Genomic DNA, 23972 nt, shown 5'->3' on the forward strand with positions numbered 1-23972 from the left:
ATCATGAGAGGAAATAATGTAAAAATTAGATTGCTGATCGGACTTGCTATTGTGGTATTTGCCTTTTTGAAGAAATACGCTAATCGTGAAACCAATCAATACACAGGACGCTCTCAAACCATTGGCATGACTACCGATGAAGAAATTGCTTTGGGCTTTCAAAACCGAGACGCAATGGCACATCAGTATGGTGGATTGTATCCTGATCCTGGTGCACAAGCTCGTGTAGATATGATAGGAAAAAAACTTGTAGATATGAGCATGGCAAAAGAATCTGGTTACCGCTTTGAGTTTCACTTGCTCGCAGATAATAGATCCATTAATGCATTTGCCTTACCTGGCGGACAAATTTTTATCACCAATGCATTGTATAGCAAATTGAATGATTCGCAATTGGCAGGTGTACTTGGGCATGAAATTGGACATGTTTTGGGGAGACATTCCGCGGAACGTATTGCGGAATCTGATTTTTGGCAAACGGTAACTACTGGAGCTTCTGTTGGTGCTGACATGTGAAATATGGTCGGTAGCATAGGACAGCAAAAATTGTTAAAAAATGGTCGTAACGACGAGCTTGAAAGTGATAAACTTGGTGTAGAACTGATGATGTATGCTGGTTATAACCCAGAAGCCATGATTGAAGTGATGCAAATCTTAAAAGCTGCTGCTGGACCTAATAGAGTTCCTGAGTTTGAAAGTACACATCCTGATCCTGAAAACCGAATTCAGAAAATCAAAGAAGTGATTGTTTCTTACAGGTAATTGGATCTTTGGTGTTTGATTTTAGACCTAAAAACTTATTCCTTCTACATAAGCTTATCTAAGTATTAAAAAACTATAGTCTTTGAATTTAAAGTTCAACATACTGACTGTATTTTTCATATGCTCCCCAAAACCCAACACCTAATACCCAAACAACATTACCACAAATGACAGTAAAACAGTACTAACTCTTTTCTTTTTCTCTTTGTATTCCTGTTTATTAACTTTTTAATAAAAACAATCATGAAAAAAAAGACAAACCAATTACGTTTAAACAAAAAGCAAGTTAGTATCTTAAATCAATCTGCCGTTAAAGGTGGCAGACCTATGTTTACAATTCAATGTCCTATTGAAACCATTAATATCACAAGATGTTATGGAGCCAATCATTGTCAAAAATGGCCAGATCAGGATTAGCATTCTGCCTATAATAACAAAAGCCGTTTCTGTGAAGAAACGGCTTTCTAAGTACAAGAACTAATCGATTTATTTTGAAGCGTTCTCTAAAACTTTTCTGGCTTGTAATGCTTTCGAAATTTTCGCATAATCTACTGCAGTACGTCCATCATTATCTTTGACATCTACTTTTGCACCATTTTCCAATAACAGATTAATGATGTCAACTCTGTTATAACGAGCTGCATACATTAATGGCGTTTTTCCGTTAGATGTTTTATTTACATTTTCTCCAAACTGAATCATTTTTTTAACTGTATCAAAGTCTCCTTTTGCAATTGCAATACAAAAAGGATTAACTTTTGTAATGCTTGTTACTGTAACTTTGTTTGTAGTTACTGATTCGTTGTTAGTCTCTGTTGCGTTAGCCGTAGTGAATGAAGCTCCTACTATAAGAGCGATCATAAAGATTGTTTTTCTCATAATGTTTGTTGTTTTTCTAATTGATGATTGTTGATTTTTGTAATTTGATTACGCTAAAGAGACGACAGCCTGAAGAAATTGTTGAAACAAAATTTCAATTATAACACTTTCTTAACCATTCACTATCAAATCTGTTAAAACGATCTTAAAAATAAAAAGCGACTTAAGATTTCATATTGATATTCTTAAGAATTCTTTAATAGCTATTTTTTGATGCTTCTACAGAAAAAACACCCTTTTTCTGCGAATTTGATAAACCTTTGTAAAAAAGTCGCGTTTTTTGAATTTGTGTTGTGTTATGTAATCAAATACACTTATTTTTATTTTTTTATTAAAATTATCTCGCATGAATAAGAAAGTCATTTTAATGATTTTAGATGGATGGGGTAAGTCACCAGACCCTAAAGTTTCTGCCATTGCAAACGCAAATGTTCCGTTTATCAATAGCCTATATACAAAGTATCCAAACGCCAACTTACTTACTGACGGAATGAATGTCGGTTTGCCAGAAGGTCAAATGGGAAATAGCGAAGTTGGACATATGAATTTAGGCGCAGGACGTATTGTATATCAAGATTTAGCTAAAATCAACTTAGCCATTCAAAATGATACACTTAAAGATGAAGTGGTTTTAAAAAATGCTTTACAACATGCAAAAGACAATGATAAAGCCGTTCATTTTTTAGGATTGGTTTCGGATGGCGGTGTTCATTCACATATCAATCATTTAGAAGGCTTGGTCGATTTGGCAAACACGTACACCTTAAAGAAGGTATTCGTACATGCGTTTACCGATGGTAGAGATGTTGATCCAAAATCTGGAAAAAATTTTATTGCACAAACTGAAGCGTTCTCTCAAAAAGCAAATGCCAAGTTAGCAACTGTTACAGGTCGTTATTATGCTATGGATCGAGACAAGCGTTGGGAACGTGTACAATTAGCGTACGACGCTTTAGTTCATGGAAAAGGAACACATAGCATCAATGCAACACAAAGTATTCAAGATAGTTATGACGCGGATGTTACAGACGAGTTCATCAAGCCGATTGTCATGACAGATGCAGCTAATAATCCTATTGCGAAGATTCAGGCAGATGATGTTGTGATCTTTTTTAACTTTAGAACAGATCGTGGTCGTCAATTGACAGAAGCCTTATCGCAAAGAGATTTTCCTGAAGTTGGAATAAAAAAGCTTCCTCTCTATTATGTAACCATGACAAATTATGATGCTTCTTTTGAAGGAATTCAGGTTGTATTCAACAAAGAAAATATAAAAGATACACTAGGAGAAGTATTAGCAAAACACGGTAAGAAACAAATTCGTATCGCAGAAACAGAAAAATATCCGCATGTAACGTTTTTTTTCAATGGAGGACAAGAAACACCTTTTGAAGGAGAAGAACGCTTGTTATGCCCATCTCCAAAAGTGGCCACTTACGATTTAAAACCTGAAATGAGCGCATACGATATTCGCGATAAGATCATCCCTGAATTAGAAAAAGCAACCACTGATTTTATATGCTTAAATTTTGCCAATCCAGATATGGTTGGACATACAGGAGATTTTGAAGCAGCCGTAAAAGCCTGTGAAGTGGTGGACGAATGCGCCAAAGCAATTATTGAAACGGCACAAAAACACGATTACAGTACCATTGTCATTGCCGATCATGGAAATTGCGATACGATGATCAATCCTGACGGAAGTCCAAACACGGCACATACAACCAATCCAGTTCCTATTATTTTAGTGGATGAAGACATTAAAGAAATTAAAGATGGTGTTTTAGGTGATATTGCACCAACTATCTTAAAAATGATTGGAATTCCACAACCAGTATTAATGACTCAAAAATCACTTATTTAATGAAAAAGATACTTTATACAATGCTTGTCCTTGCCTTTTTTGCTTGTAAAGACGAGAAAAAAACGAACGAAACAGAAAAAAAAGAAGTTACTGTAAGCAAAGAAGTTATTAATGAAGAAGAAAAAGAACTTCCAATTTTAACAGGCGTTCAAACAAGAAAAGCAATTTCATCAGCGCCTTACGATAGCTGGTTTGGCCCAACCTATTCTACTTATCCAGTTGATAAAGAAACTGGTGCAAAAGTTCAGCCCTTATTAGCTGACGTTAATATTAAAGTATTTATGGGAACTTGGTGTGAAGATAGTCAACGAGAAGTACCACATTTCTACCGAATTTTAGATGTATTGAAAATCAACGAACAGAAAGTAGAATTGATTACAGTTGATAGAGATAAAATGACTCCTAATCATTTAGAAGACGGTTTTGATATTACCAACGTTCCTACTTTTATTTTTTATAAAGACGGAAAAGAAATTAACAGAATTGTAGAATCACCAGTGACTTCTTTAGAAAAAGATATGCTAAGTATTTTATCTGGTGAAGACTATAAACATATCTATGCTGAATAAAGCGTAATTCTTTGTAGCTTTGCAGGCACAAAATAGGAAGTGGAATGATTGTGAAAGAAAGCTTACTGATTGCAGTAGATTTTGATGGCACTATTGTAGAAGATGCATACCCTAAAATTGGTTCTCCGAAAATCTTTGCGTTTGAAACGTTAAAGAGACTAGAACAAGATGGACATCGTTTGATTTTATGGACGTACAGAAGCGGAAAGAAATTGGACGAAGCTGTAGCATTTTGCAAAGATAATGACATCATTTTTTACGCTGTAAATAATAGTTATCCAGAAGAAGTTTTTGAAGGAAAAGTAAGCAGAAAGATTAATGCGGACTATTTTATTGACGATAGAAATATTGGCGGATTTATAGGTTGGGGAGAAATATACCAACTACTTACTAATCAAACGCCAGATATAACACAAAAAAAGAAAAAAGGATTATTTTCCTTTCTAAAGAAATGATCATACCAAAAACAAGAGAAGAAATTGAATTAATGCGCGAGAGTGCATTGATAGTTTCCAAAACTTTAGGAATGTTAGCCAGTGAAGTAAAACCTGGTGTAACAACTTTATATTTAGATAAATTAGCAGAAGAATTCATCCGCGATCATGGAGCCATTCCTGGCTTTTTAGGATTGTACAATTTCCCTAACACACTTTGCATGAGTCCAAACGCACAAGTGGTACACGGAATTCCTAATAATAATCCATTAGAAGAAGGCGATATTATTTCAATAGATTGTGGCGCTATTAAAAATGAATTTTATGGTGATCATGCATATACTTTTGCTGTTGGAGAAATTGATCCTGAAGTAGAAAAGTTATTACAAGTAACCAAAGAATCGCTATATGTTGGTATTCGTGAGTTCAAAGCAGGAAATCGTGTAGGCGATGTTGGATATGCCATTCAAAAACATTGCGAAGCACATGGATATGGCGTTGTACGTGACTTGGTTGGACATGGATTAGGAAGAAAGATGCATGAAGATCCAAATATGCCAAATTATGGACGTCGTGGGCGTGGAAAGAAATTCATTGAAGGAATGGTAGTTGCCATAGAACCGATGATCAATATGGGCGTAAAAGAAATTAAATTTTTACGTGATGGCTGGACTGTTTTGACCAAAGATGGAAAACCAAGTGCGCATTTTGAACACGATGTTGCTTTAGTAAATGGAAAACCAGAACTACTTTCTACGTTTAAATATGTATACGAAGCTTTAGGCATTGAAAGTAACGAAGAAGACGAATTTAGACAAGCATAAACTTACACAAATACTACTATTTTGAACAATTTACTGCTTAATTGCATCTTTATTATCTTGATTTCTTTTTCTGTGAATGCACAAAATGAAGAGAAAGTAAATTGTTCTGATGTACAAACTGGTGTATTTACAAAACAAAGCGACGATAATATTCCGTTTTCTTCCAAAATTGTACGTACTGAAAATTTTCAAAGAGAATATATAGGAAATGGCTCTGAACGAAGTTCTCGTTTAAAATGGCTTAACAATTGTTCTTATTTGATGCTTCCTTATCCTAAAAAAGAGGGAGAAGATCCTAATGAAGAAATACTTCGTAAATATGAAGGTATTGAAGTAACGTACACAGCCAGAAAAGGAGATACTATTTATTTTACAGCAAAACTTCATAAAATGGAAAATTCCGGAAAGGATTTATGATTAAAATTGAATAATTTTTACTCTTGAAAAAGCTCTTTAAATATATACTAAACACTATCCCTAGACCTCTTTTGATAAAAATGAGTTATTGGGTTCGTCCAATTATTGCGTTATTTTTAAGAGGAAAAAAGTTTACTGATCCGATTGACGGAAAAAGTTTTCGAAGTTTTTTATCATATGGCTATGCCTTAAATCGTGAAAATGCCTTGTCGCCAAGCACACTTTCTTTAGAACGTCACCGATTGTTGTGGTTGTATTTACAGAATGAAACCGATTTCTTCACAAAACCACAAAAGGTATTGCATTTTGCACCAGAACAAGCTTTTTACAAGCGTTTTAGAAACCAAAAGAACTTAGACTATACAACGACTGATTTGCTGTCTCCTTTAGCAGATGTGAAAGCTGATATTTGCGACTTGCCTTTTGAAGACAATTCGTTTGATACCATCTTGTGCAATCATGTATTAGAGCATATTCCTGATGATACGAAAGCGATGCAAGAATTGTATCGTGTATTGAAACCCAGCGGAATGGCAATTTTACAAATTCCGCAAGATTTAAAACGGGAAGTCACGTTTGAAGACGACTCTATTACAGATCCGAAAGAACGTACAAAGATTTTTGGTCAGTACGATCATGTACGCGTATACGGTCGTGATTATTTTGATAAACTTCGAAGTATAGGTTTTACGGTAAAAGAAGAAGACTACACTAAAAACTTTACGCAAGAAGAAATACAAAAGTATTGCTTAATGAAAGGAGAAATTATTCCTGTTTGTTTTAAGTAAACTTTTAGGTTTTAGATCTTTGGTTTTGGTTTTTTCATAATACTTTACACAAATTGCTTTTCGTTTTATTGAATTATACTTTTTAAATAATAGCTTTTCTATTTTATCACCTTCCATTTTAGGCAATTTTAAAACTTCATCAATGTTAAGTTGATCAATCCTATCGAAAGAATATGATTTATAACAATCCACACAAACTCTTAGATTTAATATCTTGACAAGATGTGAAGCTATTCTAATGTGATAATGTTCACATGCTTCAAAAAACGATTGACTACCATGTTTTTCACATATTATTATTTCCATCTTTTTATCAAATACTTGTTCATTTAATCCAAGATACTCTTTAAAATTTTAATAAAAAAAGATCCCATTTTTCAATGAGACCTTTACCAAGAAAGTCACTATTTTTCTACTAAAAACTAGATTTTAAATATTTTGCAATCAAGTTAATCACAATCTATCAATCCATAACTTTCGATAACTTAACAGTTTCGCCACACATATCACTTGTGATTTTAAAAATAACGTCCCCTTTTTTACCATTTTTTGCCCAATGTACCGTTTTACCAACTTTACAAGATATACTGGTTTTACTTCCTTTGTTTAAAGACACATATCCACTTCCTGTATAAATGGATACTTTACTTTTTGTATCGTTTACAAGTGAAAAACTACTTCCGTAGACTTCTTCGATCTTTTCTGTCTCGACCGTAACTATTTCTGAAAGTGTTGAAAATGAAAGAACAGAAAGTAAACTAATGGTAATGATTGTGATTTTCATAAAAGCTTCTATTTTTTGTTTCGGATTAAAAGTATATATGTTTTTAGTATAAACAGCGACCGACTTTTTTAAATGTCGATTTGAGTTTGTAAAATGTCGATTTCAAGAAACGATCGGATTGAAGCCATTTTACAATTCGACCATTACTTATTGAGATAGAGTAGACTGATTAGTTTTATTTTTTGATAATTTTTTTAGTGATTGTACTTCCATTTGAGAATTCAATTTGCAACATATACATCCCTTGTGACATGCCAGACATATCAATTGTATTTTTAGAAGACTGAAACATTTCTTCTCCTAATACCGTATACAAAACAACTTTTTCAACATTTTGATTCGCTTGAATTCGTATAACGTATTTTGTTGGATTTGGATAGATTGCAACTTCTTCTGTTGTAATTTCATCATTTGACAATGTCACCAAACTATTTTTATAAATTTTTGTAACATACATTCCAACACCAGTTGTTTGATATGTGTGCACAATATCAATATCTCCATCTTATTCAATGTCTACAAATCGCAGGTATTCTACTGTATCTGTTATAAATCCATTGGTTTCCTCTGTATAAATTCCTGCTCCATTGTTTTTGTAGAGCTTTGTGGTTGTTCCTCCAGATATTCCAACAAGATCTAAGTCGCCATCGCCATCTAAGTCTCCTAATTGCATAGAACTTATACCATTTACACCCACAAAAGGCGTATTGGTTTCTTCAGAAAAGTTTTGACTATGCACATAATTTATAGCACTGATTATAATTGCAAGTACAATTGTTTTTACGGGGATTTTCACTTTGCTTATTTTGAGTAGCAAAATGCATTATTCTTTTTGGACGACACTTTAAAAGTTTCCGAATGCATCATTTTAGCTTTTAAATGAACTCTAACAAGACTTTCAAATAAAAAAAACGATTATCAGAACATGTCTAATAATCGTTTTATGTGCAATCAAATTAATTTTCTTTTCTAGCAGATTCCTACTGGCTGACAAGAGATACTAGGAGGACATCCATTTGTTGGGCAGTTTACTGATCCAGGAGGACATCCTACTGTTAGACAACCAAGTGTTCCCGGAGTTCCACAATTAGTATCTGCATCTGCAAAACAAGATAGTGTTCCTCCACCTTTTACATTTTCTGATGCTAGGCTAGAAACAATACTCTTGTTTAGACTCAGTCCATTGTGTTTGAAATTCTTTTTTTTCATGATTTTGGTATTTTGTGGTTAAACTTTAAAGTTACTTGATTACAAAAGATTTTCCTCTCTATAAAACCACACTAATTATACACTAAAACCTTATTTAACATTCTCTTTTTAATCAAGTTCAATCAATCGTATAAAAAAACGATCATCAGTATTACCCAATGATCGTTTTATATATTTATGACTAATTTTTAATTAACAGATTCCATTTACTGGACAGGATTCTGAAATGAAAGGACATCCATCTGTCTGTGGTGGACAATTATTTGTTGGACAATTTACCGTACATGCATTTGTTGGTGGACATGTATTTGTATAATTACACCCAACAGTGTTAGCACAAGCCGTATCTACAAAGATAAAGCAAGAGTTGGTAGCTCCTCCCATTATATTTTGTGACTCTAAACTAGAAATATTGTGCTTGTTTAGTTTTAGTCCTTTGTGACTTAAATTCTTTTTTTTCATGATACTTCATTTTATGGTTAATCTTTTAAAGTTACATGAACAAGCAGAGTTTTTGACTTTATAAAACCACAGTAAGACTACTTTAAAACCTTATTTAACATTTATTATGTTAGAATTCAGTAATAATTAAATCTTGAAAGCCTTTTGTTGTATATTTTTGAATGTTCCCATATTGATCTCTACTCACCACATAAGCATCAACATCTTTCAATTCGCTTAGAAGCTTTTTTGTTTTTTCATAAGGCATTACCATAAACGCAGTAGCATACGCATCAGCCTTCATACAGTTATCAGCAATAACAGACACACTCAACACATTGTTTTTCATTGGGTAGCCAGTTTTTGCATTTAGAATATGTACGTAATAATCTCCTGTTTCTGGATCTATTCTGTACTTTCTATAGTTTCCAGAAGTCGCCATTGCTTTATTTTCAAGCTCAATGAATTCAATATATTGACGCTCATCCGATTCTTGCACAGGACTATCAATAGCAACAGTCCATCTTTTCACTTTTTTGGTATTTTTTCCTTTGGTTAAGATTTCGCCTCCAACTTCAATAATGTAGTTTTTAATGCCTTTTTCGTCAAACATTTCACCGATAAGGTCAATTGCATATCCTTTACCCAAAGAATTAAAATCAAATGTCAAAGAAGGATGATCTTTGTATACTTTTCCTTCCTCTGAAATTCGCACTTTATCAAAGCCAGTAAACGTCATAATACTATCTACTTGCTCTTTGGTTAAATTATTTATTGGTTTTTCAGGACCAAATCCCCAAGCATTCACTAAAGCACCTACACTTGGATCAAAAAAACCATCTGTTTTTTGATATACTTCTCTTGAAAAGTCATATACAACTCTAAAATATTTATCTATGACTACATCTTTTTCTCCTCTGTTGATTCTGGAAATATCAGATGTTGGAATGTATGCAGACATCGACTGATTAACTACATGAAATACGTTTTCAATATCCTGCTGGTAATCTTCCTGTGCATTCTGAATTTCATATTGAATATTATACGTAGTTCCTAGTGCGTATCCTGAGTTTTTACGCATCATAACATCTTTCGGTTTTTCAACACAAGATGTTATTAAAAAAGCTATACACATGTATAGGGGTAATGTAATTGCTTTCATTTCTTATTTATTGTATTTGTATTAAACCATCATAATCGAGTATGTATGGCTGGTTTTTCATAACTTCTTCTAATGGATTCTCCGCATTTCCGATTCCGACACCTGCAAAATACAGTTCGGCTTCAAACTTCTCTACATGCTGTTTAAAAGTTTCCATCCATATCGCATCATATTCTTTTGGATCTTCGGGATATAAGACTGCTTTCACAAGTACAAATTTCTTTTTATTATCCTTGTCAATACATACAAATTGTGGATGCTTATTGAGTTTACTATTTACCGCCAAGAATTCATACCCTTTTTCTTCTAACTCCTTCCCTACGATATTCATCGCAAGGTAATGCAATTCTTGTTTTGTTAGCTTTTCCATAATATATAGGATTGTCTAAACAGCTGTGAAATTATTGGTTTACAAACAGCTACGTCTATTTTTTAGTTATTTTTAAATAATCAATCGATAAAAAGCATATTTCATCTACGAATGAATTTTGTTTTACAAAGATACTTCAATTTGTAACGATATAATATTAAGACACAAATACTTTTGTATGAAAAGGGATTGCTGCTGTATCACCCTTTTTAAGTTTATTCAAAACAACTTAGTTCTCATCAAGGTCATATCCTAAGTTAATTCCTTTTTGTCGTCTTGGAATCCCTTTTGTCATCCATATTGGTGCTGGTACATCTTTTAAATAATGATCAAAAAACTGCATCATTCGAATTGAAAGATCTTGCCTGTTTTTCATTTTACGTAAGTTGTGACTTTCATTGTTATAAACTAATAACCAAGCTGGTTTTTGCAAACGCCTCATTCCCATATATAATTCAATTCCTTGATAGTATGGAACTGCTCCGTCATTGTCATTGTGCATCATCAGTAACGGTGTTTCTACATTAGGCAGGCTGAATAAAGGTGAATTCTTTACATATAAATCAAATCCGTCCCATAAATTTTTACCAATACGACTTTGCGTTCTTTCATATTGAAACATTCGGCTAAACCCGCTTCTCCAGCGAATTCCTCCGTAGGCAGATGTCATATTACTGACGGGAGCTCCTGCCATTGCAGCTTTGTATTTGTTAGTTTTTGTTACCAAATACGCAACTTGATATCCTCCCCAACTTTGTCCTTGAATTGCCATTCGGCTACTATCGATATATCCTTTCTTTTCCATCATTTCTGTCCCAGAAACAACACAGTTGTAGGCATCGTCACCAGGCTGTCCAGTTTTATATACAATATCTGGAGTAAAAACGATGTAATCATTACTTACCAAATACGCCTCATCAATAGTAGAAGGACTTGGACGTGGCATTTGGTATTTGTAAAGTCCCTCCGAACTTTTTTCATAGAAGTAAACAATCAATGGATATTTTTTTGATGGATCAAAATCTTCAGGCTTATATATAATTCCTTCGAGTTTTGTTCCATCATATGCTTTCCAGGAAGTCAACTCAGCTGTTCCCCATTTGAATTCTTTTTGTTGCGGATTGACGTTGGTTAGTTGGGTATCTGTTTTAAAATTATCGGTGGTCAAATATGAGTCTCCGTATTTTGTAAATGATTCTTTTTTAAACACAAGAACATCTTCTTTTTCTGCCTTTACAACGTTCGAAAGAAGTTGATGATTTGGTTTTACTTTTTCTATTAGCTTCCCACCATTTAACAAATAAATTGCATTCGATTTTGTTTTTTCATGAAAGCCAAATAAAAGAAGTTTTTCATCAACATATTCTGCCAACCAATTATTTTCTTTTTGTTTTTGTGTTCGAAATCTGATTTTTTTACGTCTTCCTTTTTTGGTAATATTTTTTGGTTTTATAGAACCGTCTAAGGCAACTTTCCAAATGTCATATTTATCATATAGTAATAGGTTTCCGTCCTTATCAAAGCCTCCATTTCCATATGCATATTTTAACATCGGATTATCGTCATCTTCGTCAGCAAAAGAAACATTGATATTACTCGTAAGATTACGCTTTTGTAAGGTATTTAAGTCTACTGAAAACCAATGTTGTTGATCCATATCAAAATAGAAAGCATAGTCTCCATTTTCCCCCATAAAGACACTGGAACCAGCAGCTTTGACAGCTAATTTCTTTTTTCCAGTTTCTAGACTAATTGCATAGTAATCATTTCTGACTGGTCTATTCCATCCATTTTCTATTTCGTACGGTTTATCACTAAGCCCTAGCACATACTTCTTAGCTTGCTTATCTGCCAAATAAATAAAATACAAATCATCATCTTGCAATTTGACATAGCTTTCGTCTTTGACATTATAGCAACGCAATCGCACATCTTCTTTGTATAAAGATTCGTTTGCTTTTTGTCTAGACTGTAACACACCATCATTCCAACTCCAAACATCTACATTAGGAATTTCATCAGTTAAGAGCGTAGTATCTTTTTTATACAAACTTTTTATTTTTGAGTAGAAATATAAGCGATCACTATTTTCTGAAAAGTAAGGTTGCTTGGTTCCACTCAGTGTTTCCTTACTGCTTAAATAGTTTTCCTCATTTTCAACTAAAAGCTTTAACTGTTCATCTTTATATAAGTACAGTTTAAAAGGCACAGAATCAGTTTCGACAGAATCTCTATACGCGATAAAAGCAAATTGATTCCCACGTTTGTTAACACTTAATTTTTTATAATCAAATCGCGATGTATCAATGACTTTTACTGATTTTATAGAAGTATTGTAGGCATATACTCCCTTGGCTTTATTTTTACGTCTCTGGCTTTTATTAGAATAGTAAAATGTATGTCCTTCTTCTGGAAGAACGATATCTTTGATATGAAAAATAGTGTCTTGTTGTTTACTTTTTAAATCATATACAACTGCGTAATTATTCTTCCAAGCAGGCAAGCTATCACCTTTGATTGAATCTTTTTTATTTTTAAATTTCTCTACTACTAAATAATTACTATTCTTTTTTGATGCTTTGTAACGTTTGACTCTTTTTATGGAATCATACAAGGTGTTTTTTTCTACATCATAAATGTACAACACTTCTTTTTCTTTGTTTTCATCTTTCTTTTCCGCTTTTTTCTCTAGTCTTGTGGTTTCATACTTGATCTTTTTTGTAAAGATTACAAATTTTTCATCATAGGTTGTAAAAGCGTTATTTCCATTAAAGTAATTTGCTTTCTTTTGGGTTTCGGTATTATATATTTGAATATACCCATCTCCTCTTCCTGTGCCTGTTTTTACTGTAACAACTACTAATTTTCCATTTGCAGAAACTTGAGTTTTTGTAATATCTTTCCATGCATCATAATCGTTATGAGTAAGCGTTTTCTTTTGAGCCGTAGAAACCCCAACCATGAAGAGGAATACTACCAGGAATAGTTTTTGAATCATTCGTATTGTAAATATTAGTTTCTAAAGATACACAGATTATTCTTAAAAGAATAGCTTGTTATCAATGACTGTTTCTTTTTTAAAAGAAAAAAGGATCGCTTCTATGCAATCCTTTTCTGTATATGATGTAAAAATGATTTTATCCTCCAAAATCATCAAATCGAATGTTCTCATCTGGAATACCAAAGTCTTCTCCCATTTTTTGAACCGCTTGGTTCATTAATGGTGGTCCACAGAAGTATAATTCTATATCTTCTGGCGCTTCATGAAGATTTAAGTAGTTATCAATTACACAGTTGTGAATGAAACCTACGAAACCATCTCCTGCTTCGTCATTGATATCTTTTTTAATCTTCCAGTTATCTTCTTCTAATGGTTCAGAAAGTGCCATGTAGAATTTAAAGTTTGGAAAATCTCTTTCTAATTCTCTAAAGTGTTCTATGTAGAATAACTCACGCTTAGAACGACCTCCGTACCAATACGTAACTTTTCTTCCTGTCTTAATCGTTTTGAATAAGTGATATAAGTGTGAACGCATTGGTGCCATTCCAGCTCCTCCACCAACATATAACATTTCTGCTTCAGATTCGTTGATAAAGAATTCACCATAAGGTCCAGAAATTGTTACTTTATCGCCTGGCTTTTGTGCAAAGATGTATGATGAAGCGACACCTGGATTTACATTCATCCATTGATTTTTAGCCCTATCCCATGGCGGCGTAGCAATACGTACGTTTAACATGATTTCACGTCCTTCAGCTGGGTAAGAAGCCATAGAGTAAGCACGTTCTACCGTTTCAGTATTTTTCATAACTAATGGCCACAATCCAAACTTATCCCATTCTGCTTGAAACTTATCTGGAGTTTCATGCTCTTCAGGATGCGCAGTTATATCCATATCTTGATATTTGATCTCACAAGGAGGAATTTCAATTTGAATATATCCACCTGCTTTATACCCCATATCTTCTGGAATTTCAACTACGAACTCCTTTATGAACGATGCTACATTGTAATTACGAACTACAACAGCTTCCCACTTTTTAATTCCAAATACTTCTTCTGGAATGGTAATATTCATGTCCTGCTTTACCTTTACTTGGCAAGCTAAACGCGCTCCGTGTTGTAATTCTTTTCTAGTAAAGTGAGGAACTTCCGTTGGAAGTGCTTCTCCTCCACCTTCTAGTACGTGACACTCACATTGAATACAAGTACCACCACCACCACAAGCTGATGGTAAAAATATTTTTTCGCCTCCTAAGGTAGCTAAAAGTGTACTTCCGGATGCTACTTCAATTTCACGTTCACCATTAATTGTAATTTTTACGGGTCCAGATGGTGATAATTTCTGCTTTACATATAACAATAATGAAACCAATACTAATGTAATTAGTAAAAAGGCTGCAACTGTTGCTATTATTGTTCCCGTTGTCGTTGGTGCTAATATCATATTACTCAATTACTTTTGTATTGTTAGCGATTTCATTTGTAGTACTATTGTCTTGTACAATTTCTATCTGAGCTGATGCTTTTTGATCTTTTGATTCTTCATCTCCTCCAGTTAACATTCCACCAAAGCTCATAAATCCGATTGCCATTAATCCTGTGATGATAAATGTAATACCCAACCCTCTTAATGGCGCAGGTACTGCAGAGTATCTGATTTTTTCGCGAATGGCTGCAATTGCTAAAATTGCTAAAAACCATCCAATTCCTGAACCAACTCCATAAGTAGTTGCCAATCCTAAAGTAGCAATCTCTCTAGACTGCATGAATAGAGAACCTCCTAAAATGGCACAGTTTACAGCAATTAATGGCAAAAAGATACCTAATGAGTTGTATAATGACGGAGAAAACTTCTCTACAATAATTTCTACCAATTGTACCATGGTTGCAATGGTTGCAATAAACATGATGAATGATAAGAAACTTAAGTCGTAATCAGCATACTCTTCTCCTAACCAAGATAAAGCCCCTGGCTGTAATAAGTATTGATCTAATAACCAGTTTAGCGGTACTGTAATAGCTAGTACGAAAATAACAGCAGCTCCTAGTCCAACAGCCGTCGTTACTTTTTTAGATACAGCTAAGTATGAGCACATTCCTAAGAATGTAGCAAATACCATGTTATCTATGAATATTGATTTGGAAAATAATTCTATATGTTCCATATGTTTTAGTATTGAGTTTTGAGTAGTTAGTATTGAGAAATTTGAATTCTCATATCTAATAGCTCACTACTACTTTTAGTCTTCTATTAAAGCTTTATTTCTTGAACGTTGTACCCAGATGATGATCCCTACTACAATTAATGCCATTGGTGACAATAACATGAAACCGTTGTTTTCATATCCGTACGCGTATAAACCTGTTTTGGCTACTGGATCTCCCAATATTTCAATTCCAAGCAATGTTCCAGAACCAAGTAATTCTCTAAAGAACCCTACAATGATTAAGATAATTGCATATCCTAATGCATTTCCAATTCCGTCTAAGAATGATCTCCATGGTCCGTTTCCTAAAGCGAAGGCTTCAAAACGTCCCATAATAATACAGTTTGTAATAATTAACCCTACGAATGCTCCAAGTGTTTTACTCAATTCATATGCATAGGCTTTTAAAACTTGATCTACAATAATTACAAGTGTTGCTACTACAATTAACTGTGCAATAATTCTAATTTTTGAAGGAATGATATTTCGCATCAATGATATTACAACATTACCAACACCCATCACAAAAAGTACTGAGATAGACATTACTATAGAAGCTTCTAATTCTGCTGTAATTGCCAATGCCGAACAGATTCCCAATACCTGAATTGTGATCGGGTTATTGTCTGTTAACGGATCTAAAATTAACTTACTATCTTTTGCCATGGCTTACTCTTATTTTTTTAATTTTTTAAAATATGGCACGTACAACCTTAGATCTTTTTTGATCATGGCTGAAACTCCGTCACCTGTTATGGTTGCTCCTGCAATCGCATCAATTTCGTAATCCTTTTTGTCTTCATTTACTGGATCTGCATTTGATTTTGAAACAGTGATTCCTACGAATTCACCAGATTCTCTCAATAAATGCTCTCCTGTAAAATCATCCATAAAATAACGTTGTTTGATGTTTGCTCCTAGACCTGGAGTTTCACCTTTATGATCAAAGTACACTCCTTTAATCACCATATTTTCATCCATTGCTACATATCCCCAAATTGCATCCCATAATCCTTTTCCTCGTATTGGAGCAATGTAGAATGTATCTCCGTCTTTTTCTCCAACAAACAAAGGCAATCTTCTGGTTTTACCATCTTTTGCTCTTGTTTGCTCTTTTTTAACATCAATTAAATATGCTTTATCATCCTCTCTTACATCTTCGTTTTCAATAATAAGTTGTTTTGTGATGTATTTTCCGAATAACGCTGGTGCTTCATCAGTAGAAACAAAAACAGCACTTCCAGCTTCATTATTGTTAACACCCATGGTGTACAAAATATTCTGTTGCTTTTCTAAACGTTTGTTTTCTTCGATTGTTGGCTTTAGGAACCCTGCTAAGAAGGCCAATAATGAACCAACTACCAATACCATTCCAACAGCAAATAGGATGGTGTATGAATTTTTATCTGTTCTTTTTTCCATCATTAAGCTGTTTTTACTTTTAGACGTTTCATTCTTTTCTTTACATTTCCTTGAATCACATAGTGATCAATTGTTGGTGCAAATACGTTCATTAATAGAATCGCTAAGAATACACCTTCTGGATATGCTGGATTAAACACACGAATCATAATTGATATAAAACCTATTAAGAATCCGTAAATCCATTTTCCTTTATTGGTTTGGGCTGCGGTTACTGGGTCAGTCGCCATGTATACAGCACCAAACAACACACTTCCTATGATTAGATGTTGCCAGAAAGGAACACTCATTAATCCATAAAACTTACTTGAATCAGAAATCCATCCTGCATCAACAACTCCGTTGAAAATTAATCCCATTACTAAAGCACCAATTACAGTACTCAACATAATTCTCCAACTTCCAATTTTTGTAAAGATTAAGAATAAAGCTCCAATGATGATTAAGAATTTTGAAGTCTCTCCAATAGAACCTGGAATTAATCCCCAGAACATATCCCAAACATCTACTCCCGGTAAGGTATTGTTTTGCGCATACGCACCTAATAAAGTTTCTCCTGAAATTGCATCTGCAGTTCCTGCTCTTTCTACAGCTTCACTTACCCATACTTTATCTCCTGACATCCATGTTGGATATGCAAAGAATAAGAAGGCTCTTATAGTTAATGCTGGATTTAATATATTCATTCCTGTTCCTCCAAACACTTCTTTTCCGATAACAACACCGAAAATAACAGCTACTGCTAACATCCATAATGGAATATCAACCGGAACAATTAATGGAACTAACATTCCTGTTACTAAGTATCCTTCTTCTACTTCGTGTCCTTTGATAACTGCAAATAAAAATTCTACAGCCAAACCAACACCATAGGAAACTATTACTAATGGCAATACTTTCCATGCTCCGTGGATTAAGTTATCGAAGGTCCAAAAAGTGCCTCCTAAAAATCCATTTGAAGCTTCTATAGCTCCAGTAGCTAAATAATGTTGATATCCTGCATTGAATATTCCAAAAATCAAACATGGAACTAATGCAATAATCACAATGTTCATAGTACGTTTTAAGTCATCTGCAGCTTTTACGTGCGTTCCACCGTGAGTAGTTTCGTTAGGCAAGTATAAAAATGTGTGCAATGCATTAAATGCAGGCGCCATTTTTTTCCCTTTATACTTCTCTTTTATATTGTGTAATTTATTTTTTAAGCTCATAGCACTATCCTATTTCTTTTAGCATTAAATCTAAACCTTCTCTAATAATCTTTTGATGTGGTTGCTTTGAAACACATACAAATTCTGTTAATGCAAAATCCTCAGGAGCAACTTCGTACATCCCTAAAGCTTCCATTTCGTCTAAATCAGCATACATACATGCCTTTAGTGTTTGCATTGGATAAATATCTAATGGAAATACCTTTTCAAACGTTCCAGTCATAACGAACGCACGGTGTTCTCCATTTGTATTTGTATTTAGATCGTATTTTTTATTTGGATTTAACCATGAAAAAGTAAATGCTCTAGAAACACTTATTTTATTGAAGATTGGCTTATTCCATCCAAAAAATTCGTAATCATCACCTTCTGGAATTGCAGTAATTTGGTTATCGTAGTAACCTAATGATCCATTTTCACCTTCTTGTCTACCCGTTAACACATTACCACTAATAACTCTTGTATTTTCTATATTTGCATTACCTGCAATTAGATCTTTAATACTTGCTCCTGCGATTCCTGTTACGTATTGAGGTTTTGTGATTTGTGAACCTGTAATTGCAATTGTTCTGGTAGCATTGAACTTACCCGTAAGTAAAACTTCTCCGATAATTACCAAATCTTTTGCTGCTACTGTCCAAACAGTTTCTCCTTTGTTTACAGGATCAATTTTGTTGATGTGTGTTCCAACGTTTCCTGCTGGATGTGGTCCAGAAACTGTATGAGAAGTTGTCCCAGCTACATTTGCTAATGGCGAGTTACCACCTTTCTTTGTAACTACATGCACACTTCCTTCAGTAAGTTTTGATAATGCTATTAAAGCAGCAGTTAACTCGGCTTCTTTACCAGTTAGCACATAATCCAAATCTGCCGCTAATGGCGAACTGTCATAACCTGAAACAAAAATTGCCTTTGGCGAATTCGCCGGGTTAGCAATAACGTCATACGGACGCTGTTTGATGAAAGGCCAACATCCTGCTGTAAGCAAGTGTGTTTTCACCTCATCACCAGACATTTTTGCTACATCCTTTGTTCCGAAATCTTCATGTGTTTGAGTAGCGTCTGCTAAAATTCTAATTTCTAAAATTTTTCGTTTTGCTCCACGTACAATCTCTGAGATCTCTCCACTTACTGGAGAAGGAAATAGTAATGTTTCGTCTACTTTTGAATGGAATAAAGCCTGACCGGCTTTAACTTTATGACCAACTTTCACCAACATTTTTGGAATGATATTGTGAAAATCTTCGGGCTTGATAGCATAGTGACTACTTGCCTTCACAGCCGATGTAGTTTTCTCTGCTTCGCCCACAAGCTTAATGTCTAAGCCCTTTTTTATGCGAATGTCTTTTGACATAGTTTATGGAATTTTTATCTAAAAATCGTGCAAATTTAAACATTTATACCCTCATCTAAAAGCCAATAGAGAACTATAAAATTTATTTATACTGATTCTAAATTAAAGCTTTCCTTCTTTGTTTTAAAAGCTCCTGTGAGAGTCCTGCATTTGGGCACGTATTTTGCGTATCTTTGTAAAAAATCTAAACGAATGACATCTCGCACTTTCTATATTTTTGCGCTTTTTGCGCTGGTAAGTTTTTACACACAAGCACAAAGAGAACCGCTAGAAGAAGTTGAGCCTCCATACTACATTAAGAGTATTGAACTCTCAGGAACTAATGATGGAGACCAATTTCCTATATTAAAGTTAGGTGAACCTTTGATAGTAAATTTTGATGATATTAATGGCGATGAAGCCGATTATTATTACAAAATAGCGCATTGTAATTACGACTGGACACCTTCCAATTTAGCAAAGGCACAATACATGCGAGGCATGGATAATCAGCGTATCATTAATTATGAAAATTCATTCAACACACTTCAGCTGTATTCTAATTATAGATTAATAATACCAAATCGCTTTACGACTTTGCTACTTTCTGGGAACTATATGGTTTCTATTTATAATGATGAAGATGAACTAATGTTCTCTAGAAAATTTATTGTATTTGAGAATTCTGTTGGTGTTGCCGCCAATGTTCATAGAACGCGTGATTTAAGCACAATTCAACAAGATCAATTGATTCAATTCGAGATTAACACTGCCAATATGCGACTTCGAAATCCTGAACGTGAACTCAAAGTAGCCATTTTACAGAATTTTCAATGGAAAACTGCCATTACCAATATTAAGCCTCAATATACATTAGGAACACGATTTGTATATCGTTATAATACTGAAACAAGCTTTCCTGGTGGGAACGAGTTTTTTAACTTTGACAATAAAGAGATTCGTGGAGGAAATGTTAGTATTGCAGGAATAGAACTTAAAGATTTATACCACAACTATTTACACACCAATGAAACGCGTGCTGGACTACCATATACATTTAATCCAGATATTAACGGTGATTTTTTAATTAATACAATACAAGGAGATGATCCTTCGATTGAAGCCGATTATGTAGTGATGCACTTCTCACTCGCAAATTATATGGATTTAACTGGTAGTAAGATATATGTGCAAGGACGATTTAACAATTATGCAATTAATGAGGAAAATCAGCTGTTCTACAATGAAGAAACTGATTTATATGAAGCGCAACTTTTATTAAAGCAAGGTTTTTATAATTATAGATATGTTGTTGTAAATGATAAAGGAGAAGTAAACCCTGTAAAGATTAGCGGTTCTAATTTTGAGACTGAAAATGACTACTTAGTCATTGTATATTTTAGAAAATTTGGAGAAATATACGATCGTATTATTGGTATTGGCTCTACAAATTCGAGTGTAATTAAAAACTAGAAAGCTTATTTTTCCGTAAAAATCGTTAAAATTTTAACGCCTTTTAAGATCATATATATAAAATTCGTATTTTTGATTGTATTGTGATTAAAAGATTTTTTATCATTAAACACCTGAAACACACTAAAAAGAACAAATGATTCAACAAGTAACCAGAGGTATAAAAATTTCCGTAGAGACTAGTTTTGAAGGTACATTCTTCAAAAACTACAAGATGCACTTTGCCTTTGGTTATAAGATTACAATTGAAAACCAAAGTAAAGATTCCGTTCAATTAACTTCAAGACATTGGCAAATATTTGATGCTTTAAATAGTATTGAGATTGTAGATGGCGAAGGTGTTATTGGAAAAAAACCTGTATTAAAGCCATGAGAATCACACACATACCAATCTGGCTGTTTGCTTGCTTCTCCAATCGGAGCGATGCGCGGTCATTACAACATGGTAAATTTTACAACCACAAAGAAATTTAGAGTTTTTATTCCTACATTTAAATTAAGTGCGCCTTTTGCACTGAACTAGTTTTGCATTTCGACTCCACTCAATGGGTACATTTCTACAGTTAAATGACAACACTCAATAATCAAGTATTTTAAGCCCATGTATTATTCAAAATCTAGCACATTTTCTGCTTCAATCAAATATCGCAAAGCATCAATTTTTTTATACATTTTATTGAAAAAGATACGCTGCTCCTTTTTTCCTGCTGTAGATAGTAATTTGGAATTTCGCATTTGTCGCTGTAAATGTTTATCTACTTGCACAAGCGTTTCCGTATCGCTGGTTTTGTAATATGATAGTATGGTATATGGAACAAACAACGTTTTTATAACAGGCGTTTTTACTAATACTGTATTATTCATCAATAACAATTCGTTGTAAAACAACTGATATTGCGGATCATTTATCACTTTCATTTCTATAGATTCTACCAATTTCCGTAAATCATCGCATAACTGTAATGCCATTGTCTCTGTTAACAAAGCAGATTTATAATAAAAGTGAATCTGTTTTAGCGTACTATTAATCGTAGTTACATCCCAAATTTCAGTCACTTTCAAATTTGCATACAACTCGCCCAAACTAGAAGCCGCAGTCACCAAAGACACAGATGGCGCAAAGTTTTCAAAAGCTACTGCATTTTGATTTTCACTCAATAACTGCAACCACACATACATTTTAAAACGCGATAATATATTATCTGACGAAGTATAAAATATTGGCAAATCTTTCGCAGAATAGATGATTTCCGAATCTTTCATTACCAAAATTTGCTTTAAATTTTCATGCGAAGCTTTGAAGTAAATTTCTAAATCTTCTTGTGAGGAAATAATCAAAGTCTTTTCGACCGCAACTACATTTTGCAATCCCACTTCATACAATTTATCAATAGACATATTAAAATGACGTGACAATTTGATAGCTTCTTCTAGTGACAATTTACTTTTCAAACTTGTTCGTCTGTGAGCAGCATCATAACTAATATCTAAAACCTCAGCAACGGTATCAATCAATGAACTATTTTTAGGTAAGACTTCTTTAATTTTGGATAGAAAAAACTCTTGCATACTATTTGTGATTTTCACAAAAATAAATATTCTAAATTGTTATTGGCACGCTTTTACTTGTAATTAATACAATATTTTTGATTAATACATTTAATATAAAAAATACAATACATACTTATTACCGTAATTGCAACACTTTCTTTATCAAATTGCACTTCGTTTTCCATCAAAATAATAGAAGGTAAAACCATTACACTTACACAGCAGAACATTAAAAACATTGAAGGAACCCATGCAATGATAAGTAATGATTCCTATCTTGAACTGAATGTTGACAGAGATGTTGTTCTTCTAAAGAACTATGAGAATAATGATATAAATAACCTTACCAACGGACTTTTATCAGATGAAGTACCTTTAGATCAAGTAGAAGTAGCTATCGAAATACTTTCAAAAGAAGAAATTCGTTTTTCATATCGAATTCAAAGCACACTTATAAAACAAGATATTTTTACATTCAAACTACGAGAAAATAGCATGTTGTATTTAGAAAATAGAAAAGCAACTTCTACAGGTATTCCACACTTTATTGACAGCATTAAAATTAAAAAATCTCGGATTGGTTTGAGTAAAGACAATGATTTATGCATTAATCATGTACAATACAAATCTAATGTTGCTATTATTTTAGGACATTCTCAAAGAATAAAACGTCTTTTCATTTTGAACGCTCATCTAATAAATAATCGTATTGAAAAGTAAAGTAGTACACAGTTTCATCCTGAAGTATAGAACAATGTGAACAGTTAGAATCATATACAAATTGATACGGTTTGTCTACATCAAATCGTGGATCATTTACTTTAAAAACACCATCCACATCCACATTTCCATAAGGAGAAATTCGTCGAATTCTATAACAAAAAGGTTGTGTAGGTAAAACTGAAATCTCGAACCAAACACCAGAACCAACTCCTGAGAGCCATTGCGCATCTTCTGAAAGTATAGAAAGTTTTTTAGGCTCTATGTTTCCTTCCAAATTAGGCTGGTGCTCTTTTAAGCGATCTAAAAAACAACGCACCGTTTCTTTACGTGAAGTTGAATTGAAAACTTGAACATTATCACCCAAAACCTCGTAACTATTTTTAGTGGTACTTGCCAAAACTACATTACTAACGGTACTTGGCGTAAATCGTTTCGATTTTTTAAGTCGTTTTTTTATTTTCGGATTGGTCACTGATGCAATTAAAGTATCCGTAACAAATCGTGCGCAATTGGAAGCATTTTTTACAAAAGCTGCATAATTGTAC

The 23972-nt window shown here is 33.6% G+C and carries 26 protein-coding genes and 2 pseudogenes; 11 read left to right on the forward strand and 17 right to left on the reverse strand.

Annotated features, from left to right (window positions below):
* Positions 1 to 3: 3 nt before the first annotated feature.
* Both MK119_RS10385 and MK119_RS10390 read left to right on the forward strand, forming a co-directional pair.
* Positions 4 to 762 (forward strand): annotated as a pseudogene (locus MK119_RS10385) (M48 family metalloprotease).
* Positions 763 to 1005: 243 nt separating this feature from the next.
* The gene (locus MK119_RS10390) at positions 1006 to 1179 is read left to right on the forward strand and encodes a hypothetical protein (protein WP_290678031.1); all 174 of its coding nucleotides are present in this window, start codon (positions 1006 to 1008) and stop codon (positions 1177 to 1179) included.
* 69 nt (positions 1180 to 1248) lie between these two features.
* Here the strand turns inward: MK119_RS10390 and MK119_RS10395 are convergent, their stop codons facing one another.
* Positions 1249 to 1641: an ankyrin repeat domain-containing protein gene (locus MK119_RS10395; protein ID WP_290678034.1), complete on the reverse strand. Its 393-nt coding sequence runs from the start codon at positions 1639 to 1641 to the stop codon at positions 1249 to 1251.
* Positions 1642 to 1987: 346 nt separating this feature from the next.
* Between MK119_RS10395 and gpmI the strand changes: the two genes are divergently transcribed.
* The 6 genes from gpmI to MK119_RS10425 are packed head-to-tail and all read left to right on the forward strand — an operon-like array spanning position 1988 to position 6537.
* Positions 1988 to 3505, forward strand: coding sequence for a 2,3-bisphosphoglycerate-independent phosphoglycerate mutase (gpmI, locus tag MK119_RS10400; protein ID WP_290678037.1), 1518 nt, complete (start codon positions 1988 to 1990; stop codon positions 3503 to 3505).
* Positions 3505 to 4074 carry a thioredoxin family protein gene (locus MK119_RS10405; RefSeq protein WP_290678040.1) on the forward strand — a complete coding sequence of 190 codons (570 nt, stop codon included), beginning with the start codon at positions 3505 to 3507 and terminating at the stop codon, positions 4072 to 4074. The genes gpmI and MK119_RS10405 overlap by 1 nt, the downstream gene beginning before the upstream one ends.
* Before the next feature lie 44 nt (positions 4075 to 4118).
* Positions 4119 to 4529 (forward strand): BT0820 family HAD-type phosphatase, encoded by a 411-nt coding sequence (locus MK119_RS10410; RefSeq protein WP_290678043.1) that lies wholly within the window; start codon positions 4119 to 4121, stop codon positions 4527 to 4529.
* A complete protein-coding gene (map, locus tag MK119_RS10415; protein WP_290678046.1) occupies positions 4526 to 5332 on the forward strand; it encodes a type I methionyl aminopeptidase in 807 nt (268 codons plus the stop codon). The genes MK119_RS10410 and map overlap by 4 nt, the downstream gene beginning before the upstream one ends.
* Before the next feature lie 21 nt (positions 5333 to 5353).
* On the forward strand, positions 5354 to 5749 hold the full coding sequence (locus MK119_RS10420) for a hypothetical protein (RefSeq protein ID WP_290678050.1): 396 nt from the start codon (positions 5354 to 5356) through the stop codon (positions 5747 to 5749).
* Positions 5750 to 5772: 23 nt separating this feature from the next.
* Positions 5773 to 6537 carry a class I SAM-dependent methyltransferase gene (locus MK119_RS10425; protein ID WP_290678053.1) on the forward strand — a complete coding sequence of 255 codons (765 nt, stop codon included), beginning with the start codon at positions 5773 to 5775 and terminating at the stop codon, positions 6535 to 6537.
* 463 nt (positions 6538 to 7000) lie between these two features.
* Here MK119_RS10425 and MK119_RS10430 read toward each other — a convergent pair whose 3' ends face one another.
* The 14 genes from MK119_RS10430 to MK119_RS10495 all read right to left on the reverse strand — a co-directional run bounded on the left by MK119_RS10430 (position 7001) and on the right by MK119_RS10495 (position 19701).
* Positions 7001 to 7321, reverse strand: a complete 321-nt coding sequence (locus tag MK119_RS10430; protein ID WP_290678056.1) for a hypothetical protein — start codon at positions 7319 to 7321, stop codon at positions 7001 to 7003.
* Between the two features lie 175 nt (positions 7322 to 7496).
* A complete protein-coding gene (locus MK119_RS10435) occupies positions 7497 to 7808 on the reverse strand; it encodes a T9SS type A sorting domain-containing protein (RefSeq protein WP_290678059.1) in 312 nt (103 codons plus the stop codon).
* 18 nt (positions 7809 to 7826) lie between these two features.
* Positions 7827 to 8117 carry an FG-GAP-like repeat-containing protein gene (locus tag MK119_RS10440; protein WP_290678062.1) on the reverse strand — a complete coding sequence of 97 codons (291 nt, stop codon included), beginning with the start codon at positions 8115 to 8117 and terminating at the stop codon, positions 7827 to 7829.
* Between the two features lie 173 nt (positions 8118 to 8290).
* Positions 8291 to 8530 carry a hypothetical protein gene (locus MK119_RS10445; RefSeq protein ID WP_290678065.1) on the reverse strand — a complete coding sequence of 80 codons (240 nt, stop codon included), beginning with the start codon at positions 8528 to 8530 and terminating at the stop codon, positions 8291 to 8293.
* A 192-nt stretch (positions 8531 to 8722) separates the two neighbouring features.
* Positions 8723 to 8992: a hypothetical protein gene (locus MK119_RS10450; RefSeq protein ID WP_290678068.1), complete on the reverse strand. Its 270-nt coding sequence runs from the start codon at positions 8990 to 8992 to the stop codon at positions 8723 to 8725.
* Positions 8993 to 9101: 109 nt separating this feature from the next.
* Positions 9102 to 10055, reverse strand: a complete 954-nt coding sequence (locus tag MK119_RS10455) for an FAD:protein FMN transferase (RefSeq protein ID WP_290678070.1) — start codon at positions 10053 to 10055, stop codon at positions 9102 to 9104.
* 85 nt (positions 10056 to 10140) lie between these two features.
* A complete protein-coding gene (locus MK119_RS10460) occupies positions 10141 to 10503 on the reverse strand; it encodes a Na(+)-translocating NADH-quinone reductase subunit F (RefSeq protein WP_290678072.1) in 363 nt (120 codons plus the stop codon).
* A 229-nt stretch (positions 10504 to 10732) separates the two neighbouring features.
* Complete coding sequence (locus MK119_RS10465) at positions 10733 to 13501, reverse strand: prolyl oligopeptidase family serine peptidase (RefSeq protein WP_290678075.1); 2769 nt, start codon at positions 13499 to 13501, stop codon at positions 10733 to 10735.
* Positions 13502 to 13640: 139 nt separating this feature from the next.
* Positions 13641 to 14951 (reverse strand): NADH:ubiquinone reductase (Na(+)-transporting) subunit F, encoded by a 1311-nt coding sequence (nqrF, locus tag MK119_RS10470; RefSeq protein WP_290678078.1) that lies wholly within the window; start codon positions 14949 to 14951, stop codon positions 13641 to 13643.
* Position 14952: 1 nt separating this feature from the next.
* Positions 14953 to 15672, reverse strand: a complete 720-nt coding sequence (gene nqrE / locus MK119_RS10475) for an NADH:ubiquinone reductase (Na(+)-transporting) subunit E (protein WP_290678081.1) — start codon at positions 15670 to 15672, stop codon at positions 14953 to 14955.
* A gap of 75 nt (positions 15673 to 15747) precedes the next feature.
* Positions 15748 to 16380, reverse strand: a complete 633-nt coding sequence (locus tag MK119_RS10480) for an NADH:ubiquinone reductase (Na(+)-transporting) subunit D (RefSeq protein WP_290678084.1) — start codon at positions 16378 to 16380, stop codon at positions 15748 to 15750.
* 9 nt (positions 16381 to 16389) lie between these two features.
* The gene (locus MK119_RS10485) at positions 16390 to 17136 is read right to left on the reverse strand and encodes a Na(+)-translocating NADH-quinone reductase subunit C (RefSeq protein WP_290678110.1); all 747 of its coding nucleotides are present in this window, start codon (positions 17134 to 17136) and stop codon (positions 16390 to 16392) included.
* 2 nt (positions 17137 to 17138) lie between these two features.
* Entirely contained in the window at positions 17139 to 18347 is a 1209-nt protein-coding gene (locus tag MK119_RS10490; RefSeq protein WP_290678087.1) for an NADH:ubiquinone reductase (Na(+)-transporting) subunit B, read from the reverse strand.
* A gap of 4 nt (positions 18348 to 18351) precedes the next feature.
* A complete protein-coding gene (locus MK119_RS10495) occupies positions 18352 to 19701 on the reverse strand; it encodes a Na(+)-translocating NADH-quinone reductase subunit A (protein WP_290678090.1) in 1350 nt (449 codons plus the stop codon).
* Between the two features lie 192 nt (positions 19702 to 19893).
* On the opposite strand from MK119_RS10495, the gene MK119_RS10500 reads away from it, so the two are divergent.
* Together MK119_RS10500 and apaG are read left to right on the forward strand one after the other, a co-directional pair.
* Complete coding sequence (locus MK119_RS10500) at positions 19894 to 21153, forward strand: DUF5103 domain-containing protein (RefSeq protein WP_290678092.1); 1260 nt, start codon at positions 19894 to 19896, stop codon at positions 21151 to 21153.
* Between the two features lie 136 nt (positions 21154 to 21289).
* A pseudogene (gene apaG, locus MK119_RS10505) lies at positions 21290 to 21676 on the forward strand (Co2+/Mg2+ efflux protein ApaG).
* An 83-nt stretch (positions 21677 to 21759) separates the two neighbouring features.
* On the opposite strand, the gene MK119_RS10510 reads toward apaG, so the two are convergent.
* Positions 21760 to 22722 carry a hypothetical protein gene (locus tag MK119_RS10510; RefSeq protein ID WP_290678095.1) on the reverse strand — a complete coding sequence of 321 codons (963 nt, stop codon included), beginning with the start codon at positions 22720 to 22722 and terminating at the stop codon, positions 21760 to 21762.
* A gap of 237 nt (positions 22723 to 22959) precedes the next feature.
* Between MK119_RS10510 and MK119_RS10515 the strand changes: the two genes are divergently transcribed.
* Positions 22960 to 23424 (forward strand): hypothetical protein, encoded by a 465-nt coding sequence (locus MK119_RS10515; RefSeq protein WP_290678098.1) that lies wholly within the window; start codon positions 22960 to 22962, stop codon positions 23422 to 23424.
* Here the strand turns inward: MK119_RS10515 and MK119_RS10520 are convergent.
* On the reverse strand, positions 23381 to 23972 hold a 592-nt coding region (locus MK119_RS10520; protein WP_366512791.1), incomplete at its 5' end, for a DUF6695 family protein. The two genes, MK119_RS10515 and MK119_RS10520, sit on opposite strands and share 44 nt — an antisense overlap.

The sequence above is a fragment of the Kordia sp. genome, assembly GCF_022447245.1.
In the GTDB taxonomy this organism is placed as follows: domain Bacteria; phylum Bacteroidota; class Bacteroidia; order Flavobacteriales; family Flavobacteriaceae; genus Kordia.

Coding starts and splice junctions, on each gene's coding strand:
- MK119_RS10455 (WP_290678070.1), bottom strand. CDS start 10,055: ATGATGCGTAAAAACTCAGGATACGCACTAGGAACTACGTATAATATT.
- MK119_RS10485 (WP_290678110.1), bottom strand. CDS start 17,136: ATGGAAAAAAGAACAGATAAAAATTCATACACCATCCTATTTGCTGTT.
- MK119_RS10465 (WP_290678075.1), bottom strand. CDS start 13,501: ATGATTCAAAAACTATTCCTGGTAGTATTCCTCTTCATGGTTGGGGTT.
- MK119_RS10510 (WP_290678095.1), bottom strand. CDS start 22,722: ATGCAAGAGTTTTTTCTATCCAAAATTAAAGAAGTCTTACCTAAAAAT.
- MK119_RS10500 (WP_290678092.1), top strand. CDS start 19,894: ATGACATCTCGCACTTTCTATATTTTTGCGCTTTTTGCGCTGGTAAGT.
- gpmI (WP_290678037.1), top strand. CDS start 1,988: ATGAATAAGAAAGTCATTTTAATGATTTTAGATGGATGGGGTAAGTCA.
- MK119_RS10495 (WP_290678090.1), bottom strand. CDS start 19,701: ATGTCAAAAGACATTCGCATAAAAAAGGGCTTAGACATTAAGCTTGTG.
- MK119_RS10390 (WP_290678031.1), top strand. CDS start 1,006: ATGAAAAAAAAGACAAACCAATTACGTTTAAACAAAAAGCAAGTTAGT.
- nqrE (WP_290678081.1), bottom strand. CDS start 15,672: ATGGAACATATAGAATTATTTTCCAAATCAATATTCATAGATAACATG.
- MK119_RS10410 (WP_290678043.1), top strand. CDS start 4,119: ATGATTGTGAAAGAAAGCTTACTGATTGCAGTAGATTTTGATGGCACT.
- MK119_RS10430 (WP_290678056.1), bottom strand. CDS start 7,321: ATGAAAATCACAATCATTACCATTAGTTTACTTTCTGTTCTTTCATTT.
- MK119_RS10405 (WP_290678040.1), top strand. CDS start 3,505: ATGAAAAAGATACTTTATACAATGCTTGTCCTTGCCTTTTTTGCTTGT.
- MK119_RS10460 (WP_290678072.1), bottom strand. CDS start 10,503: ATGGAAAAGCTAACAAAACAAGAATTGCATTACCTTGCGATGAATATC.
- MK119_RS10395 (WP_290678034.1), bottom strand. CDS start 1,641: ATGAGAAAAACAATCTTTATGATCGCTCTTATAGTAGGAGCTTCATTC.
- map (WP_290678046.1), top strand. CDS start 4,526: ATGATCATACCAAAAACAAGAGAAGAAATTGAATTAATGCGCGAGAGT.
- nqrF (WP_290678078.1), bottom strand. CDS start 14,951: ATGATATTAGCACCAACGACAACGGGAACAATAATAGCAACAGTTGCA.
- MK119_RS10480 (WP_290678084.1), bottom strand. CDS start 16,380: ATGGCAAAAGATAGTAAGTTAATTTTAGATCCGTTAACAGACAATAAC.
- MK119_RS10445 (WP_290678065.1), bottom strand. CDS start 8,530: ATGAAAAAAAAGAATTTCAAACACAATGGACTGAGTCTAAACAAGAGT.
- MK119_RS10490 (WP_290678087.1), bottom strand. CDS start 18,347: ATGAGCTTAAAAAATAAATTACACAATATAAAAGAGAAGTATAAAGGG.
- MK119_RS10450 (WP_290678068.1), bottom strand. CDS start 8,992: ATGAAAAAAAAGAATTTAAGTCACAAAGGACTAAAACTAAACAAGCAC.
- MK119_RS10515 (WP_290678098.1), top strand. CDS start 22,960: ATGATAAGTAATGATTCCTATCTTGAACTGAATGTTGACAGAGATGTT.